The sequence below is a fragment of the Erythrobacter aurantius genome (genome assembly GCF_023823125.1).
Taxonomy (GTDB): domain Bacteria; phylum Pseudomonadota; class Alphaproteobacteria; order Sphingomonadales; family Sphingomonadaceae; genus Erythrobacter; species Erythrobacter aurantius.
Map to the genome: position 1 here is coordinate 198,235 of NZ_CP090949.1, position 17,490 is coordinate 215,724.

Consider the following 17,490-nt stretch of genomic DNA (forward strand, 5'->3'; position numbering starts at 1 on the left):
GATCAGGCTCCCTTGATCGCCACCACCGCGTCGACTTCCACGGCAACACCCAGAGGCAGCGCCGGTACACCGACCGCGGCGCGGGCGTGCTTGCCCGCTTCGCCGAACACCTCGAGCATGAGGTCCGAAGCGCCGTTGATGACCTTGGGCTGATCGGTGAAGTCCGGTGTCGAATTCACAAAGCCGCCAAGCTTGACCACGCGCTCGACCCGATCAAGCGATCCAAGCGCCGCTTTCAATTGGGCAAGGATCATCAGGCCGCAACCGCGTGCCGCTGCCATCCCTTCCTCCAGCGAAACATCATCGCCAAGACGACCCTTCACCAGTTCGCCTTCAACAAAGGAAATCTGGCCGGAAACGTAGGCAAGATCGCCCTGCACCACGACCGGCAGATAACTGGCCACCGGGGCCGCTGCCGCTGGCAAGGTGATCCCCAGTTCCTGCAAACGTTGCTCGATACTCATGCTGCATTTCCTTCCAGTCTTTCCATCAGCCACGGCAGGGCTTCGGACCATTGGTCAATCCTTGCGTCGGCATGCCCCGCCCTGTGGGCGCAATCGATAGCATCAGCGATCATGGGTTCGCCGCAAAAATGGAGGCGGACCACATCGGGGGTGGTTTCCTTTACCGACAGATGATGCTGCGACAGATCATCGATGAAGAGCGCACGGCTGGGCCGGAATTCTTCGACGATCTTCCGCAGGGCAGGCCCTTTGGGCCCCTGATTGGTGAAGACCTGCGCGTGAAGCCCGTGCTTCGCCAATTGCTCGGCTCGCTTGTCCCGCCGGAAATCGACCAGATTGGTGAGCACCACAACATCGGCATGCTCGTTCAATTCGTTCAGTGCCTCGATGGCGCCCGCGATCGGCAATTGACGATCCATTTCAGTATCGAAAAAGCCGCCGAGTTTCTTCCAGATCTCATCCGGTTTCAGCAGTTCACCGCTCTCGCGCCAGCGCAACGCTTCGCTGAAGTTATGGCCTTCGAGGTTGAAATCGACACCCTGGCTTTCCTCCAGCCAATCCTTGAAATGGGCAACCATGTGCAGGATCACTTCGTCGCAATCGCTGATGATGAGGGGGCGGCTCATTGGGCAAGGTCCTTTCGCGCGGCGATCAGTTCTTCAGGGGTCACCGCCAATGCTTCGGCAGCGCGGATCAGATCGGGTTCGTGATTGGCAAGAAAATCAAGCGCCGATCCCAACACGGTGGGGTCGGAAAGCCCGGCTCGCAGCGAATCCGGGTCTAGGCCTGTCAGGTCAAGATATCGCTGGGCGCGATCATCGTTCTGCAAAAGCCAGCCGATCGCGGCCAGCGCCAAGGTGGCAGCGCGCGTCGCGGCTTCTGGAGATGGGGCAGCCTTTGGAGGCTGTTCATGAGCTTGCGGGATTGTGATGACCTCTTGGCAGGTTTAGGCAGCGACAGGATCAGTAGAAAGTCGGGGCTCTCAGTGACAAAGCGTATAATGGTTGTCGAGGACAACGACCTCAACCGGAAATTGTTCTGCGACGTGCTGAAAGCGAACGGCTTTGAAGTCGATCCGGTGGCTGACGGTCATTCCGTCCTGGAAACCGCGCGCACCACGACGCCGGATCTGATCATCATGGACATCCAGCTTCCCGGGATATCGGGTGTTGATCTTATCGCTGCTGCAAAACGCGACCTGGCATTGAAGGAGATCCCCGTTCTGGCGGTTACGGCTTTTGCGGCCAAGGGTGATGAGGAACGCATTCGTTCCGCCGGAGCATCAGGCTATCTCTCAAAGCCGGTATCGATCATGCCGTTCATGGCCGCGGTGAGGGAACTCTTGCCCGCTTAGGTGAGAGTGAATTCAGCGGCGTAAATAAGCCAGGTGATCAGGATTCCCGCCAGAAAGATGCGATAGGCAAGCGTCAGGAAACGATATTTGCGGTGGTACAACACCCGGCCGTTCTGATGGATATCCCGCAGCATCGTGCGGAACAGTTCTTCGTCTGTGGCGAGCCGGTCCAGCAAGGATTCGACCCACTCGTCTTCTTCCATCGCAGCGAAATGGCCGAAAAACAGAGGGTTGATCATTGCCTGATCCTTGGGAGGCTTGCCAAGGGAGGGCAAGACCGAAGCGACCGCAAAAAGCGAGGACAGGAAGGCCGTCGCCGCAAGGCTCAGCGTTGACCAGGTGATAGCTTCGCCGATCAGGCGCGTCACCGCGAGCGAGAACACGACAAAGGTTGCGCCGATCAGGATCGAGGCCTTCTGATCGGCCATTTGTGACAAGGTCAGCGTGTTGATCTGTGCGGTGCGCAGGAGATGGACCGACTGAGGTGAGAACACGCGCTGTTCTTCCACCTGACCTTCCCGCTGGACCGCTGTCGAATCAGCCTCAGCCACGTGATTTATTCCCCCACCTGTTTGCGGTTCCGCTTTGCCAGCGCGGTGAAACCTTGACAAGCTTAGCACCGAATGCGCTTTGCAAGCGTTTATGAGCAATCCCGCCCTTTGGGCGACGCAACCAAGAGCAGTTTTTCACCATGACCGAAGCCGAAGTCGACGATCGCATCCGAACCTTGATCGAACCCTTCAACAAGAAGGGAATCGAGATCGCCAATGACAGCACCTTTGCCAACGATCTTGAATTCGACAGCCTGACCGTGATGGATTTCGTGGCAGAAATCGAAGACGAATTCGACATTATCATCAGCATGAACCAGCAGGCCGAAATCGAAACCTATGGTCAGTTGATCACTGCAGTGCACAAGCTGCAGGGTAATTGATAGAAGGCACTCCATGACCGAGAGCGATACCAAGCCCCGCGGCGACCTTTTCTCCAAGTTCGACGACTTCATCCAGGCGCGCGAAACCTTGCTTTCGAGCGGGGTGACCGATCCGTTCAGCCTGGTGATGGAGAAGGTAGTTTCGCCGACCCGTGCAATCTGCAACGGGCGCGAAACAATCCTGCTGGGCACCTACAACTATATGGGCATGACCTTTGACCCGGATGTGCTGGATGCGGGCAAGCAGGCGCTGACCGAGTTCGGCTCTGGCACGACTGGCAGCCGCGTTCTCAACGGCACCTACCAGGGCCACAAGGAATGCGAGGACGCGCTCAAGGAATTTTACGGGATGGACCACGCGATGGTCTTCTCGACCGGGTACCAGGCCAACCTCGGGATCATTTCGACCATTGCCGGAAAGGGTGATTACATCATCCTCGACATCGACAGCCACGCGTCGATCTATGATGGCTGCGCGATGGGCCGGGCCGAGGTGGTGCCGTTCAAGCACAACGATATCGAGGCGATGGAGAAGCGGCTGCGGCGCCTTCCCGAAGAGGCCGGCAAGCTGGTTGTGCTCGAAGGCGTCTATTCGATGCTGGGCGATGTTGCCCCGCTCAAGGAGATGGTCGCCATCGCCAAGAAGTATGGCGCGATGGTGCTGGTCGACGAAGCGCATTCGATGGGTTTCATCGGTGAGAACGGTCGCGGCGTCTGCGAAGAGCAAGGCGTGATCGACGATGTCGATTTCATCATCGGCACGTTCTCGAAGAGCGTTGGCACCGTCGGTGGGTTCTGCGTTTCCAACCACCCTAAGTTTGAGGTGATGCGCTTCGTTTGCCGTCCCTACGTCTTCACTGCCAGCCTGCCGCCGAGCGTCGTCGCCACCGCTGCGACCTCGATCCGCAAGCTGATGCATGGCGCCAACAAGCGCGCGCATCTGTGGGAGAATTCAAAGCGGCTCCACGCCGGATTGACGGAACTCGGTTTCCAGCTTGGCACCACCGAGCCGCAGAGCGCGATTGTGGCCGTGATCATGCCCGATCTCGAACGCGGAGCGATGATGTGGGAGGCGCTGCTTCAGGGCGGGCTTTACGTCAATCTGGCAAGACCGCCTGCAACGCCTGCAAACATGACGCTCCTGCGCTGTTCGCTTTGCGCCGAACATTCGGCCGAAGAGGTCGAGACGATCCTCAAAATCTTCGAACAGGCCGGAAAGGCCACCGGAATCATCTGATCTGACGGAAAGAGATCGCCGGAGCTCCCTTGCAGAGCTCCGGCGATCCGCTTGTCAGACAGCCTCTCCCACAGTCTGACCGTTTTCGCCCCCGGCCTTGCGCTCGGGGAAGATGGGCCACATCAATTGCTGTCCGAGGCTCGCCGGAGCGAGGTTTTCCACCCCGTAACTTTGCGGATAGGTCCGGGTGATTTTCGCGGTGCCGAAAAGCACGTCCCAGAAAAACAGCAGGTTCCCGTAGTTGCCCTTGTAGTGGACAGCCGGATCATCGGCGTGACGGCCGTGATGTGCGTGATGCGTTGCCGGGGTCGAGATCGTGCGTTCGACCAGCCACATAACCGGTGAAAGCCACTTGATCGAATATAGCCGCCGATCCCATGCGACATCGCAATGCGCGCCGATGATCACGGTCATCTTCACGATCAGATAACCGGCATAGACCCAGCCAAGCCCGAGGTAGACCAGCACACCGGAGAACCACAGGCCCGGCATCATCGCGTAGTAGAACAGGTTGTTCCGATAAACGAGCCGGACCGACATGTAGCGCGCGTTGTGGTGCGCCCGGTGCAGATTGTAGAGCCACGCGAAACTGTGGCTGGCGCGGTGCCACCAGTATTGCATCATGTCGTCCAGCACGAGGAACAGCAGGATCGCGAGCAGAACGTTGATGCCTTGAAGCGCCCCCGCCCATTCCGGGGCGATCGCCCACATTATGCCGGCCGAAGCGAAAACGATCATGGGTTGAGTGACAACCAGCAGCATCGCCGTGCTTACCGCTTCGACGATGCCGTCGTCGCGGGTCTGTTCATCCTTGATGAACAGGTTGGAACGCCACAGCTCCAACAGGCCAAACCCCAGATAGATGGCGAGAATGACAATCGAATATGCTGGCACGGCTCTCTCTCCTTTGACCCAAGGGGGGATAGCAGCTAGTCGCCATATCAAATGTCAGATATTTTACATTCTGGTTCGCGATCGCTCAATGCGCCCATGCTGTTCTCCGCGCTTCCCGATCACTTGCGCGAAGAGCTTCGATCCGGGTCGCCGCTTTCACGCTTTGAGGAAGGACAACTTATCCAGCAACGCGGGGAGGACGCGGCCGGATTTTGGCTGACCGAGAGCGGTTCGGTGACGGTCGGGCAATTCCTGCGATCAGGCGAATTTCGGGGAGTGGCCGTGCTGGGGCCGGGCGATTCCTGGGGCGAGCTCGCAATGTTTGCCCGGCGGCCGCGCGTGGTCGATGCCATTGCCCGGACACGGTGCGAGGTTCGCCATATTCTCGCCTCGCGGTTCGAAGCGGCTCTGCAAAAAGACCCGTGCTGCATGCGCTCGTTATTGGGGGCCTTGTCCGGACAGTTTCAGGAAGTGCTGGACGTTTTCGCAGGGATCCGGCGCGGCACGGCGACAGCGCGGGTTGCCGGCCTTTTGGCAACGCTCGCGGGGGAAACCACGGAGACGGCGAAGCTTAAAATTTCCCAGCAGGAGCTGGGCGAATTGCTCGGATTGACCCGCGCGACCGTCAATGCCGCGCTCAAACATCACGAAGCGCGAGGGAGTGTCAGGCGCTTCTATGGCGGGGTGGAAGTGATCGACCGGGAAGCGCTGCAGCAGGCGTCGCTGGAGTAGAAACCTAGAGCGCGTCGCCCTGCACCTGTGTGGCGCTGTCGCAGACATGCGCTTCGCCAGCCTGATCGTCGCCGCCCGCCAGCTGGGTGAAAGCGATGAAGCCACCCACCACCAGCACCACGAACGCGGTCGTCACCCAGCCCAGATATTTGTCGATGATCGCCTTGATCGGCGCGCCGAAGATCTGGAACAGTATGCCGACCGCCATGAAGATCAGCGCACGACCAGCCAAAGCGGCCAGCGTGAAGGTCAGAAGGTTCATCTCGATGAACCCGGCGGTGATCGTCATCAGCTTGAACGGAACCGGAGTGCCTGCGGCAAAGAACACCGCCAGCGCGCCTTGTTCGCGGATGTAACAGGCTGCGACGGGAAAGCTTTCCGCAAGGCCAAGCGCACCCAGCAGCCACACGCCCACGGTCTCGTAGAGCATGAATCCGATAGCATAGCCGAACAGCCCGCCCAGCACCGATGATATCGTCGCTACCAGCGCGAAGCGGATGGCCTTCTTCGGCTCCGCAAGGCACATCAGCCCGAGCAACGGGTGCGGCGGGATCGGGAAGAAGCTGGATTCGATGAAGCAGAAGAAGGCCAGCCACCAGACCGCATGCGGATGCGCGGCCTTGTCCATCGTCCAGTTATAAAGAGCGCGCAGCCAGGCCATGTCTGATGATGTTCCTTCCCGGTGAAGGCGCGCCATTACGGCAGCACAACGGTGCATGCAACATGAGACAGATAACCTATTTGGTTATTTTTCTTGACATCGTCGCGCTCTTTGGTTATACGTCAGGCAACATCGAGAAATACCGATTCGCCAGCACGGCGTTTCAGGCGGCCTTCCACCTCGGGAAGCGCCGCCTTTTCTTTTGCCGTTTCGGGAGATCATGCATGGCCAGAAAGGGCAGTCGCCAGGTCAAGATTCCAGCACACATAAAGGAGGGCGAGAAAGAAGCCCTCACCCGCCATTGGCAAAAGCATTTCCTCGATCACCTCGCGGAAAGCTCCAACATCACCGAATCCGCCAAGGTGGCCGGCATCAACCCGAGCCGCGCCTATCTGGTGCGGCGGCAGGACCCGGCCTTTGCCCGGCAATGGCTGGCGGCGCTATGGGAGGGATATCTGCACCTCGAACTGGAAGTGCTGCGGCGCTTGCGCGAAGGCGATCTGACGACATCCGGGTCTGACAAATATGACTTCGCCAACGCCATCCGGCTGCTCACCGCCCACCGTGACAACGCCGCCAGGGCACAAGCTGCAGAGCGCAACGTCAGCGCCGCGGAAGTGCGCGCATCGATCGATCGCAAGGTCGAGGCGATCCGCCAGCAAGTCCGTGATGAGCGAGACAAGCGGCAATGAACAGCCCGATCGAATGGCTGGCCGGGCAACATGATCGCATCCGTCACCGCATGATCGACGCGCTTGATCAGGCGGAACGCAACGAACTCGAATACCACTGGAATTTCCATGCGCGGACTACGCAGTTGCCGCCGCCGGGTGACTGGCGCGTGTGGCTCATCATGGCCGGTCGCGGCTTTGGCAAGACCCGTGCAGGGGCGGAATGGGTGCGGATGATCGCCGAGGCCAACCCCAATGCCAGCATCGCACTGGTATCGTCATCGCTGGCAGAAGCCCGCGCCGTGATGGTCGAAGGCGAAAGCGGGCTGCTGGCCTGCTCACCGCCTGATCGCCAGCCGGTTTTCGAACCATCATTGAAGCGCCTGCGCTTTCCCAACGGGGCGCAGGCCCATCTGTTTTCCGCCGCCGAACCCGAAACCCTGCGCGGACCTCAACATTCGCACGCATGGTGTGACGAGATCGGGAAATGGCCGCTTTCGAATGACCGGGCGACGCGGGCCTGGGACAATCTGCTGATGGGACTGCGGCTTGGCCATGATCCCCGCATCGCCGTTACGACCACCCCGCGCGCCGTGCCACTGGTCCAGCGGCTGATTACTGGCAGTGGCGATGCGGCCACCGTGATCACACGCGGATCGACACATGACAATGCCGCCAATCTGCCTTCGCGGTTCCTTTCGGCGATCCGCGAGGAATTCGGGGAAAGCCAGCTCGCCCGGCAGGAAATCATGGGCGAACTGCTGACCGATCTCGAAGGCGCGCTGTGGACCCGCGCCATGATCGAAGCGGCACGGCAACCTGCCCCATCGAACGAAATGTGCCGATTGGTCGTGGCGGTCGACCCGCCCGCGTCGTCCAATGGGGATGAATGCGGGATCATCGTCGCAGGGCTTGATAAGGAAGGCACCGCGCATGTGCTGCAAGACTGCTCGATCGGGCTGGCCCAGCCCGAACGCTGGGCCAGCGCTGTCGCCGATGCCGCTGCGCACTGGCAGGCCGACAGGATCATTGCCGAAGCCAACCAGGGCGGGGCAATGGTCGAAAGCGTGCTGCGCGCGGCCAATCGCAATCTGCCGGTGAAGCTGATGCATGCCAGCCGGGGCAAGGTCGCCCGCGCAGAGCCTGTCGCCGCGCTCTATTCGGCCGGGCGCGTCTGCCATTCACGGCCCTTCCCGCAGCTGGAAGACCAGATGTGCGGTCTCTTGATCGGCGGCGATTACGCCGGCCCCGGCAGATCGCCCGACCGGGCCGACGCGCTGGTCTGGGCGCTTACCGAACTGATGCTTTCCGCATCGCCCAATCCCCGCGTGCGTCGGCTCTGACCCGCGCGTTCCAACCAAGGAATTTCCATGTCCTTCATCGATACCTTGCTCTCCGCCTTCAAGGGCGGGGCGGGCAAACCCTTGCCGCTTTCTCAAGGGACATTGGCAGGCTGGCTGCCCGCCTTTGCGGAGGCTGGCGGGGCGCGCCCCTACCACTACGAGCGCGCCGTTCGCGAAGGCTTTCTGGCCAATCCGATTGCCCAGCGTGCGGTGCGGATCGTGGCCGAAGGCGTCGGCCAGGCTCCATTTACCGGCGGCGATGACGCTCTCAAGCAGCTGATCGGCGCGACCAGCGCTGGCCAGTCATTGATCGAAACGCTGGCCGCGCATCTGCTGTTGCACGGGAACGGTTACGTCCAGATCGCCAAGGATGCCGAAGGCAATCCGGTCGAGCTTTACGCACTGCGGCCGGACCGGGTGAAGGTGGTGACCGGCACAGACGGCTGGCCCTGCGCTTATGAGTATATGGTGGTCGGCGATAGCGTGACCATCCCGGTCGAAGACGAGGACGGGTGGCCCAACATCATCCATGTGCGGGCAATGCATCCGCTGGACGATTATCTGGGCGCCAGCGCCCTCGCCACCGCGCAACAGGCCGTCGCTATCCATAACGCAGCCTCCGAATGGAACCGCTCGCTGCTGGAAAACGCGGCGCGGCCATCGGGTGCGCTGGTGTACGAAACCGGCGATGGCGCGGGCCTGACGCAAGACCAGTTCGAACGGCTCAAGCACGAGCTCGAAGCGGCCTTTTCCGGGGCCGTCAACGCCGGACGGCCGATGCTGCTTGACGGCGGGCTGAAATGGCAAAGCATGGCGCTGTCCCCGGCGGACATGGATTTCGCAACGCTCAAGAGCGCCGCTGCACGTGAGATTGCGCTCGCTTTCGGTGTCCCGCCGATGCTGCTGGGCCTGCCGGGCGACAACACCTATTCGAACTATCGCGAAGCCAATCGCGCGCTGTGGCGGCTGACCCTGCTGCCGCTTGCCGACAAGCTGTTCTCGGCCCTTAGCGAAGGGCTTGCGCCGTGGTTTCCCGAAGCGAGGCTGACGATTGATCTCGATCGGATCACCGCCTTGTCCGAAGACCGCGAGAGGCTCTGGAAGCAGGTTTCCGAAGCCGATTTCCTGAGCCGTTCCGAAAAACGCGTCCTGCTCGGCTTTGCCGCCGAGGAGGAAAGCCAATGACCCGCGAAGACGTACTCGCCAGCCTGATGGAACAGGCCGGCCGGCAAGGCGCCGACATCGTGACCCTGCGTGCCATTGTCGAAGAAACGAGCGAGCTTGCAGCAGAGCGGGTGCTCGATCGCCTAGGCCTTTCCGATCCGGGGGCCGAGGGCGATCTGGACGAACTGCGCGAACTGCTCGGCGCATGGCGCGATGCCAAGGCGAGCGCCTGGAGAGCCTTCATCGACTGGGCGATTCGTGGTCTGCTCGCAGCCCTGTTGATCGGCATTGCCGTGCGGCTTGGCGTCTGGGAGCTGCTGCGATGAGCCGCAACTCTGATACCGCCGAGGCGATCCGGTTCGCCGGCTATGCCGGCTTGTTCGACATCCGCGATGCCGGGCGCGATACGATCCGCCCGGGCGCCTTTGCGCGCACGTTGGCAGAGCGATCCGCACCTTTGCCGCTCTTGTGGCAGCACCGCCCGGATCAGCAGATCGGGGAGATTGAGACCATCGCCGAAGATGCACGCGGCCTCCGCGTGATCGCCCGGATCGATCGAACCGCGAGCAAGGCTGCACGAATGCTCTTGGCACGCGCGGTCAACGGCCTGAGCTTCGGCTACCGCGCAAGAGCGGCCCGCCGAACCGGGCCGGACCGCGAACTCATCGACATCGACCTGTTCGAAGTAAGCCTCGTCACCCACCCGCTTCAGCACGGAGCGCGGGTGCATTTCATCGCCTGACAAACCTTCCGAGAACTTCCCAACGGCCGCCATTCGGGGCGGCCTTTTTCATGCCCAACAGAAAGGCCCTCTACCCCATGGATACCCCCACCCCCAATCCGGTTGCGACCGACGAAATGGACGCAAGCTTCGACATTGTCGCGCGGCAGGATTTGGCAGAAGCCGACATCAAGGTTCTGCGCAGCGACGTCGACGAAGTGAAAGCCCGGCTCGACAAGGTTTCCCGCGCTGCAGCTCGCCCGGCGATCGGCAGCACCGAAGCCACCAGCGCCGAAGTCAAAGGCTTCGTCGATGGCTACCTGCGCCGCGGACGCGAAACCGAGGTCAAGTCGATCAACGGCGCCTCGCCTGCTGAAGGCGGATTTGCCATCCCGCGCCAGATCGACGCGATGATTGCCCGCGAGCTTACCGAAATCAGCCCGATCCGCGCCATTGCCCAAGTCGTGCAGACCGGCACTTCGGGCTACCGCAAGCTGGTGTCGACCGGCGGCACAGCATCGGGCTGGGTCAGCGAAACCGCTGCACGCCCGGAAACCGAAGCGCCGAACTTCGCCGAAATCGCACCGCCCTCCGGCGATCTCTATGCCAATCCGGCAGCGAGCCAGGGAATGCTCGACGATGCAGCGTTCGACCTCGAGACATGGCTGGCGAACGAGATCGCAATCGAGTTTGCGCGCGCCGAAGGTGCCGCTTTCGTCAATGGCACCGGGGTCAACCAGCCTTCCGGTTTCCTCAATGCCACCACCAGTACGGCAGAAGACGGCGTGCGCGCCTTTGGCCAGTTGCAATACATCGGATCTGGCAGCGCCACCGGCTTCGGCTCCGCGCCCGAAGCGAAGCTGATCGATCTTGTGCATTCGCTCAAGGCAGGACACCGTCAGGGCGCCAGCTTCGTCATGAATTCGGCAACGCTGGCAAATGTGCGCAAGCTCAAGACCACCGATGGCGCCTTCCTGTGGCAGCCGGGCATGGTCGAAGGCCAGCCGGATCGCCTGCTTGGTTATCCGGTGATCGAAGCCGAAGACATGCCCGATGTCGCATCGGGCGAATTCCCGATCGCATTCGGCAATTTCCGCCACGGCTATCTGATCGCCGAACACAGCGCGACCCGCGTTCTGCGCGATCCGTTCTCGAACAAGCCGTTTGTCCACTTCTACGCGACCAAACGCGTCGGTGGCCAAGTGCTGGATTCGAACGCGATCAAGCTGCTCAAGATCGAGGCCTGACAGGCTCCGAACGGAGGCTGAAACGCCCTTGATGCCCCGGCAAGGTCGAGACGTGTTTTCCCTTGTCGGGTTTCCGCACCCACGCCGCCCCCTTGCGGCCAACCCCAGCCCCGGCAGCGGCGTGGGTGCCTTGTTTCGGACAAGTTGATGGGAGACCGCGATGCGGCGAAAAATAGTCATGCCAGCGGATGTAAGCGGCTCCGCCCTGGCTGAATTGAAGGACTGGCTGGGTATATCCCGGCCAAATGAAGATGATCTGCTGACGGGACTGCTGCAAGCCAGCCTCGAAATGTGCGAGGCCTTTACCGGGCAGGCTCCGTTGTTGCAGCAGGTTGAAGAACGCCTGCCGACACAAGCAGGGCGCTACAGGCTCTCATCGCAACCGGTCGAAACGATCCTGTCCGTCGAAGCGTTTGCGCAGGACGGAACGCGAAGCCCGCTGTTGCCCGAGCAATTCGAAACCAGCTTTGAAGCCCCGGGATCCGTGGCGGTCAATCTCTTCGCCGATACTGCAGCCGATGCGATTGTCGTCACCCTTCGCTCCGGGCTTGCAAGCGAATGGAGTGCATTGCCGCCTGCCATTAGGCAGGGGGCAATCCGCCTGTGCGCGCACATGTTCCGCGACCGGGATCGGGATGGCTACCCCGGTGCTGGCGCGGTTCCGCCAGCCAGCGTGACCGCGCTTTGGCGTGCATGGCGCACCGTGCGGCTGACATGATCAATGCGTCGATGAACAGCGGCGAGCTGCTGAGGCGGCTGACACTCAAGGCCAGAAACAAAGGGCAGGAATTTGCCCGGAAGATCGCCAGCACCTCCTCACGCCCCGGCAATGCCTGGCGTTCAGCTCGCGCGCTGTGGCCCGATTTCGGAAGGGATTGAAGCAATGGAAAACGCCCTGCGCGCAGCCTTGATCGAATGGCTGCGCAATGATCCCGATCTGGCGACGATCAATGCGATCGAGGAAGAGGCTCCGCTTAGAGCCAGCGCCCCGTGGCTCGGCATTTCTGCGAGCGCATCGGCAGACTGGGGCACGAAAGACCGCCCCGGCCGCGAGGTTCGCATCGCACTCGAGCTCGAAAGCCGGTCTGACGAAGCTGGTGGCGACACCACCCTGCTCGCAGCGATCGAACGGCGGGTGCTCGATCTGCCACCGTTCCACCCAACCTTCGAACTGGCCTCAATCCGGTTTCTGCGCGCCCGCAGCGAAGCGCGGGAAAACAATCTTCGCGGCGCCTTGCTGGAATTCCGATTCCGCATCTTCGCCGTCCAAGCCTGACAATCACACGGAGACACCATCATGCCCGCACAAAAAGGGTCTGCCTTCCTGCTCAAGATCAGCGATGGCGCTGCCACGCCCACCTATGAAACGGTTGCCGGTTTGCGCACCACCCAGATGACGATCAACGGCGATGCTGTCGTCGTAACGCACAAACAATCGGGCGGCTGGCGCGATCTGCTTTCAGGGGCCGGAACCCGCTCGGTTTCGGTCAGCGCCGCCGGCATCTTTCTGGGCAGCGAGGCGGAGCACACTGTTCGCGCCCACGCCCTTGCCGGAACAATCGATGAATACGAATTGTCGTTCGAGGATGGCGAGCGGCTGCGCGGGAAATTCCTGGTGCAGCGTCTGGATTATTCGGGCGATTTCAACGGAGAACGAAACTACACGCTCCAGTTGGAAAGCTCCGGCGCTGTGGTCCCAGCATGAACCAGCCCGCCAACCGATTGCGCGGCGAAGCGCAATTTGAGATCGACGGAAGGACTTTCCTGCTCCGCCCCAGCTTCGAAAATCTGGTGCTTGCGGAAGAAGAACTTGGCTCGCTGTTCGCACTCGTGGAACGGGCCGCCGAAGGAAAGATCACCCTTGCAGAGGTATCGAGCCTTATATGGCATTGCATCCAAGCCGATCCTCGCCCGGAGCGTGAAGCTGTCGGGCGGGAGGTGCTGAGAATCGGGCTTGTCGCTGCAACCCGGCCCGTGCGCGCAATTCTCTCGCAGGTCCTGCAAGGCCAAGGATGAAGGATTTTGCCGATAGCGTTCCGGTTTGCTGGGCGCTCGCCGCGCAAGCACTGGGTTGGCGCCCAAATGAATTCTGGGCTGCGACCCCTTCCGAGCTCACCGGCGCAATCCTCCCACCGCAACCGCAAGTCGGCGGGCTAGCCCCAAACCGCGATCTAATCGCCCAATTGATGGAACGGGATGCCAATGGATGACAATTTCGAAGAGCTGGTCATTGATGTCCGCGCGACGACGGACGGTTTCAATGCCGACCTGGAAGCGATGCGCGGATCCCTGGATACGACTCTGATCGACGGGTTTGGACGTGCGGGGCAGGCACTTGAACGCAGCCTGTTATCCGCCTTGCGTCGTGGCAGTCTGGGCTTTGATGACCTTAAGCGGATCGCCTTCAGTGCACTCGATTCGATCGCCGCCCACGCCCTGCAATCGGGGCTAAGCTCGATCTTCTCGGGCACGGGCGGCAACGGCGGTCTGGCAGGTCTCCTGGGCCAGTCGTTCGGCGCGCTGCTGGGCCTGCCAGGTCGGGCGACCGGCGGCCCTGTATCGCCCGGTCGCGGTTACATCGTCGGAGAACGCGGCCCTGAACTGTTCATTCCGACCAGCTCCGGCCAGATCGCGGCCGCGTCAACTATTGGTGGCGGAAGCCGTGATGTTCGCGTCGCGATTCAGCTGAACTCCCCACGCGGAACCGCCGCACCCACCGCGATGCAGCGGTCATCCCGCCAACTCGCCAGCGCGGTGCGACGCGCGCTTCAGGAACGATAGGAAGGAGCGGCCATGGCATTCTGGCTGGCGCGCGAGCGGCGTAATCAGGAATCAAGCTTCATCCAGCGGTTCGACCCCCGGTTCTGGACGGTCAACTTTCCCCGCCCGGCAATGGCAAGCGTGGTCACGACTGGTCCGACATCGATGCAGGTCGATGTCGAATTGCATCACCGGGGCGAACTGGTCGGATTGATATGGGATAGCGTCGACAGTCTGGATCATCCCTTGCTCGCTTACGAAACCAACCGGGACTACGCGAACACGACGCTAAGTTTCCGTTGGCAATCAGAGGGCGTGATCCCGCTTGATGAGGTGAACGGTCCGACACTGACAATCGAGGGGCGCGACGCTGCGGGCAATCCGCAAACATGGTTCGTGAGGCTCTGGAACTATGCGAGCGGCAGCCCGGCGGATGCCCTTGTAACCCTGCCGTTTTCGCTGCTGGAGGGCGGCTTCACCCTTCCGGGCACGCCAATCCACCCGCACGATATCGATCGGATGTTCATATCACTGGTGGCCCCCGGCTATGCAGCGGGCAGCGCAGAACTTTTGCCGGAGCGCGTAAACGGGCGCGTCACGATTTCCCAGATCAATGCCGATGGGCGGTTTGGCATTCTCGAGATCGGCGACGTGCGCTTGCCGGTTCATGGTGAGCGGATCGCCACCGCCTATGACGACGGGTACAATCAGACCCCCGCCCGCCTGATCCGCGGGGCAGTCGGCCTCGGCTACCGCGAAGATCTGGTGCACTATGTCGGGATGAGCCACTTCATGCGGCTCGCCCAACAATCCGGCGCGCTGCTGGCCACAGCTCAGGGCGAAATCTGCACCCCTGCCTCGGAATGGCACCGGAATTTCTTCGAATTTGCCAGGATCAATGATCTCGAGGTCATCGCATCCATTTCCTACGAACTGTTCGACGCCTATTGTCCCCAAGCATGGAAGCAGAGGACATGGTCAGGCGAACCCGCGCTGACTGGCTGGGTGCCGCCCTCGACGCTCCTTTCGCCGGCAAATGCCGAAGCGATGGCATGGCTGCGCGGCAGCACGCTGGGGTTTGTGTCGCTGCTTGAAGGCGCGGGCCAGCCGGTCAAAATGCAGATTGGCGAGCCCTGGTGGTGGACTTTCGCCGACGGCAGGATCTGCCTGTATGACGCCGCCGCGCAAGCAGCTTTCGGGGGTTCGCCGGTAGAGATCGCGGATTTGCGCGAACCTCTGGATCCGTCCCAGATCGAATTGCTCGATGCCGCTGGAGCGTTGCTGGCGCAGTCGACTGCAGCACTGACCGCCGACATCCGGGCCGCAGCGACCACGGGTGCCGAAGTCTTGCTCCTTGCATTCACGCCGACACTCCTCGACCCGAACATGCCCGAACTCTACCGGGCAAACCTTCCGGTTGGTTGGGCAGCACTCGCATTCGATCGCTGTCAGATCGAAGACTACGACTGGCTTACAGGCGGCGCGGACGCGCTCAGACGGGCGGCTTACACCTTCGTCAACACCCGCCTCGGATACCCGATTGAGGACCAGGATTATTTCGCCGGCTTCGTGCTCGATCCGGCGGACGCTGACTCGCTCTGGGCGCGGATTGATGCGGGCATTGACGAGGCCCGAAAACGCAATGTCCCGAGGCGCTACGTTTGGGCCCAGCCGCAAATCAATCGGGATGGCTACACCCGGCTGCCGTTTTCAGGAGATGACTTGATGGAAGCGTTTGACGACGTTCTGTATCCATTCCCACTCGGTCGCAGCACTGCTGTCGCTCCGGAGTTCTCGACTTCGGTGTCAGTAACCGCATCAGGACATGAACGACGAAACTCAGTCTGGACAGACGCCCGTGTTCACTTTGATGTGGGGCCGGGAATTCGATCCGAAGACGAGCTTTCCGAACTGATTGCATTCTTCCGTGCGCGGCGGGGCGCAGCCAAAGGGTTCCGGATCACCGATCCGTTTGACCACAGTTCGAACGGCATGACCGGTACACCGACCATGTCAGATCAATTGCTTGGTATCGGAGATGGCCAGCAGGCTGATTTCCAACTCGTGAAATCATACGGTTCCGAGCCCGATCCTCAAATCAGACCAATTACCCGCCCCCGGCACGATACGCTTCTCGTCAGCGTCGGGGGAACGCCCAGTCTCGATTGGACCATCGGCGCCACCGGATTGCTCTCCTTCGCCGTCGCACCGGGCGCGGGAGCTGAAGTCCGTGCCGGGTTCCTGTTCGATGTCCCGGTCCGTTTTGCCGAAGATCGGATCGATATTTCCGGTGTGAACTTCACCGCGGGAGAGGCACCGAGCATCCCCCTGATCGAATTGCGGGAAGAAGTCTGATGCGCGTGTTCTTCGACCGCGAACTGGAAACAGCTGCAACCTTCTGGCGCGTCTATCGCAGAGATGGAGTGACGTTCGGCTTTACCAGTCATGATCGCTCGCTTTGCTTTGATGGGCTGGTCCATCGATCGGCCCCGGGAATGGTTCCGACTGCCATCCGAATGACAGCCGATTTCTCAGAAGAAAGCGCTGGGGTTGATGGGGCGTTAAGTCATGACTCCATTAGTGAAATCGATCTCGAAGCCGGACTCTTCGACAATGCGGCGATCGAGATCGGGATCGTCGACTGGAACACGCTGGCCAAGCACTCTGTGTACTGGGGTAAGATGGGAAAGGTTCAGGGCGGAGGAACCGGCTTCTCGGCCGAATTGAGATCAGCCAAGTACGAACTAGAGCGCGACCTAGTGCCCAGGACCAGCCCCACCTGCAGAGCCCAGTTCTGTGGCCCGGGCTGCGGGCTGCCAGCGCCGAAATTCACGCACTTGCGGAGCCTTGCAGAGGTGGACGTTGACGCGAACAAAGTTCGTTTCGACGGACTGGCGGCAGAAAGATTTGTTGATGGTCGAATACGGTTCTTGGAAGGACCTCAGACCGGGATCAGCTTTGGGGTGCTTGGGATTGATTCAGACTGGCTGATACTCGACAGACCAATCGACGTTGTTCTGAAGCCAGGAGCAAGGGCCGAGCTGCTTGAGGGATGTGACCATACAATCACGACCTGCACTAGCCGCTTTGACAATGCGATCAACTTTCGCGGCGAACCATTTCTGCCGGGGAACGATTTGCTGGCGAGGTATGGTCAGCCGGGCTCGTCATGAATGCGTCGCCACTGGGCAAACGGTTCGCCCTTGCAGCGGCAAACCTGATTGGAGTGCCGTTCCGGCTGCATGGCAGGGATCCCTCTAAGGGTCTGGATTGTATAGGACTCGTTCACGCAGCCTTGGTTGCGATTG

General features: G+C 61.1%; 24 protein-coding genes. 18 read left to right on the plus strand and 6 right to left on the minus strand.

What is annotated here, in order from left to right; all coding sequences use genetic code 11:
• Positions 1–2: 2 nt before the first annotated feature.
• Genes L1K66_RS00970 through L1K66_RS00980 form a run of 3 tightly spaced genes read right to left on the minus strand, consistent with a single transcriptional unit; the run spans position 3 to position 1,320 of the window.
• Positions 3–464 carry a RidA family protein gene (locus L1K66_RS00970; RefSeq protein WP_252259145.1) on the minus strand — a complete coding sequence of 154 codons (462 nt, stop codon included), beginning with the start codon at positions 462–464 and terminating at the stop codon, positions 3–5.
• The gene (locus L1K66_RS00975; protein WP_252259146.1) at positions 461–1,090 is read right to left on the minus strand and encodes an HAD family hydrolase; all 630 of its coding nucleotides are present in this window, start codon (positions 1,088–1,090) and stop codon (positions 461–463) included. Before L1K66_RS00975 ends, L1K66_RS00970 begins: the two co-directional genes overlap by 4 nt.
• Positions 1,087–1,320 carry a DUF3572 family protein gene (locus tag L1K66_RS00980; protein ID WP_252259147.1) on the minus strand — a complete coding sequence of 78 codons (234 nt, stop codon included), beginning with the start codon at positions 1,318–1,320 and terminating at the stop codon, positions 1,087–1,089. Before L1K66_RS00980 ends, L1K66_RS00975 begins: the two co-directional genes overlap by 4 nt.
• A gap of 129 nt (positions 1,321–1,449) precedes the next feature.
• On the opposite strand from L1K66_RS00980, the gene L1K66_RS00985 reads away from it, so the two are divergent.
• A complete protein-coding gene (locus L1K66_RS00985) occupies positions 1,450–1,818 on the plus strand; it encodes a response regulator (RefSeq protein WP_252259148.1) in 369 nt (122 codons plus the stop codon).
• Here the strand turns inward: L1K66_RS00985 and L1K66_RS00990 are convergent.
• Positions 1,815–2,369 carry a Pycsar system effector family protein gene (locus tag L1K66_RS00990; RefSeq protein WP_252259149.1) on the minus strand — a complete coding sequence of 185 codons (555 nt, stop codon included), beginning with the start codon at positions 2,367–2,369 and terminating at the stop codon, positions 1,815–1,817. The genes L1K66_RS00985 and L1K66_RS00990 overlap by 4 nt on opposite strands.
• A 140-nt stretch (positions 2,370–2,509) precedes the next feature.
• On the opposite strand from L1K66_RS00990, the gene L1K66_RS00995 reads away from it, so the two are divergent.
• Complete coding sequence (locus L1K66_RS00995) at positions 2,510–2,752, plus strand: acyl carrier protein (protein WP_252259150.1); 243 nt, start codon at positions 2,510–2,512, stop codon at positions 2,750–2,752.
• Between the two features lie 13 nt (positions 2,753–2,765).
• A complete protein-coding gene (spt, locus tag L1K66_RS01000; protein WP_252259152.1) occupies positions 2,766–3,989 on the plus strand; it encodes a serine palmitoyltransferase in 1,224 nt (407 codons plus the stop codon).
• Positions 3,990–4,043: 54 nt separating this feature from the next.
• On the opposite strand, the gene L1K66_RS01005 is transcribed toward spt, so the two are convergent.
• A complete protein-coding gene (locus tag L1K66_RS01005) occupies positions 4,044–4,883 on the minus strand; it encodes a sterol desaturase family protein (protein WP_252259153.1) in 840 nt (279 codons plus the stop codon).
• Positions 4,884–4,979: 96 nt separating this feature from the next.
• Here L1K66_RS01005 and L1K66_RS01010 point away from each other — a divergent pair, with 96 nt between their 5' ends.
• Positions 4,980–5,615: a Crp/Fnr family transcriptional regulator gene (locus tag L1K66_RS01010; protein WP_252259154.1), complete on the plus strand. Its 636-nt coding sequence runs from the start codon at positions 4,980–4,982 to the stop codon at positions 5,613–5,615.
• A gap of 4 nt (positions 5,616–5,619) precedes the next feature.
• Here the strand turns inward: L1K66_RS01010 and L1K66_RS01015 are convergent, their stop codons facing one another.
• On the minus strand, positions 5,620–6,276 hold the full coding sequence (locus tag L1K66_RS01015) for a YqaA family protein (protein WP_252259155.1): 657 nt from the start codon (positions 6,274–6,276) through the stop codon (positions 5,620–5,622).
• 5 nt (positions 6,277–6,281) lie between these two features.
• On the opposite strand from L1K66_RS01015, the gene L1K66_RS01020 reads away from it, so the two are divergent.
• The 14 genes from L1K66_RS01020 (at position 6,282) to L1K66_RS01085 (ending at position 17,355) form a co-directional block, all read left to right on the plus strand.
• Positions 6,282–6,968, plus strand: a complete 687-nt coding sequence (locus L1K66_RS01020; protein WP_252259156.1) for a hypothetical protein — start codon at positions 6,282–6,284, stop codon at positions 6,966–6,968.
• A complete protein-coding gene (locus tag L1K66_RS01025; RefSeq protein ID WP_252259157.1) occupies positions 6,965–8,290 on the plus strand; it encodes a DNA-packaging protein in 1,326 nt (441 codons plus the stop codon). Before L1K66_RS01020 ends, L1K66_RS01025 begins: the two co-directional genes overlap by 4 nt.
• Positions 8,291–8,317: 27 nt before the next feature.
• Positions 8,318–9,475, plus strand: coding sequence for a phage portal protein (locus L1K66_RS01030; protein ID WP_252259161.1), 1,158 nt, complete (start codon positions 8,318–8,320; stop codon positions 9,473–9,475).
• Complete coding sequence (locus tag L1K66_RS01035) at positions 9,472–9,780, plus strand: DUF6127 family protein (protein ID WP_252259163.1); 309 nt, start codon at positions 9,472–9,474, stop codon at positions 9,778–9,780. Before L1K66_RS01030 ends, L1K66_RS01035 begins: the two co-directional genes overlap by 4 nt.
• Entirely contained in the window at positions 9,777–10,196 is a 420-nt protein-coding gene (locus L1K66_RS01040; RefSeq protein WP_252259165.1) for an HK97 family phage prohead protease, read from the plus strand. Before L1K66_RS01035 ends, L1K66_RS01040 begins: the two co-directional genes overlap by 4 nt.
• A 77-nt stretch (positions 10,197–10,273) precedes the next feature.
• Complete coding sequence (locus tag L1K66_RS01045) at positions 10,274–11,422, plus strand: phage major capsid protein (RefSeq protein WP_252259167.1); 1,149 nt, start codon at positions 10,274–10,276, stop codon at positions 11,420–11,422.
• 178 nt (positions 11,423–11,600) lie between these two features.
• Positions 11,601–12,140: a head-tail connector protein gene (locus tag L1K66_RS01050; RefSeq protein ID WP_252259168.1), complete on the plus strand. Its 540-nt coding sequence runs from the start codon at positions 11,601–11,603 to the stop codon at positions 12,138–12,140.
• A gap of 165 nt (positions 12,141–12,305) precedes the next feature.
• Positions 12,306–12,698 carry a DUF3168 domain-containing protein gene (locus L1K66_RS01055; protein ID WP_252259170.1) on the plus strand — a complete coding sequence of 131 codons (393 nt, stop codon included), beginning with the start codon at positions 12,306–12,308 and terminating at the stop codon, positions 12,696–12,698.
• Positions 12,699–12,719: 21 nt separating this feature from the next.
• The gene (locus L1K66_RS01060) at positions 12,720–13,127 is read left to right on the plus strand and encodes a phage major tail protein, TP901-1 family (RefSeq protein WP_252259172.1); all 408 of its coding nucleotides are present in this window, start codon (positions 12,720–12,722) and stop codon (positions 13,125–13,127) included.
• Positions 13,124–13,438, plus strand: coding sequence for a gene transfer agent family protein (locus L1K66_RS01065; RefSeq protein ID WP_252259174.1), 315 nt, complete (start codon positions 13,124–13,126; stop codon positions 13,436–13,438). The genes L1K66_RS01060 and L1K66_RS01065 overlap by 4 nt, the downstream gene beginning before the upstream one ends.
• Positions 13,435–13,632: a phage tail assembly chaperone gene (locus L1K66_RS01070; protein ID WP_252259176.1), complete on the plus strand. Its 198-nt coding sequence runs from the start codon at positions 13,435–13,437 to the stop codon at positions 13,630–13,632. The genes L1K66_RS01065 and L1K66_RS01070 overlap by 4 nt, the downstream gene beginning before the upstream one ends.
• The gene (locus tag L1K66_RS01075) at positions 13,625–14,203 is read left to right on the plus strand and encodes a tail tape measure protein (RefSeq protein WP_252259178.1); all 579 of its coding nucleotides are present in this window, start codon (positions 13,625–13,627) and stop codon (positions 14,201–14,203) included. Before L1K66_RS01070 ends, L1K66_RS01075 begins: the two co-directional genes overlap by 8 nt.
• Before the next feature lie 12 nt (positions 14,204–14,215).
• Entirely contained in the window at positions 14,216–16,537 is a 2,322-nt protein-coding gene (locus L1K66_RS01080; RefSeq protein ID WP_252259179.1) for a DUF2460 domain-containing protein, read from the plus strand.
• Positions 16,537–17,355 carry a DUF2163 domain-containing protein gene (locus L1K66_RS01085; RefSeq protein ID WP_252259181.1) on the plus strand — a complete coding sequence of 273 codons (819 nt, stop codon included), beginning with the start codon at positions 16,537–16,539 and terminating at the stop codon, positions 17,353–17,355. The genes L1K66_RS01080 and L1K66_RS01085 overlap by 1 nt, the downstream gene beginning before the upstream one ends.
• The last annotated feature ends 135 nt before the right edge of the window (positions 17,356–17,490 follow it).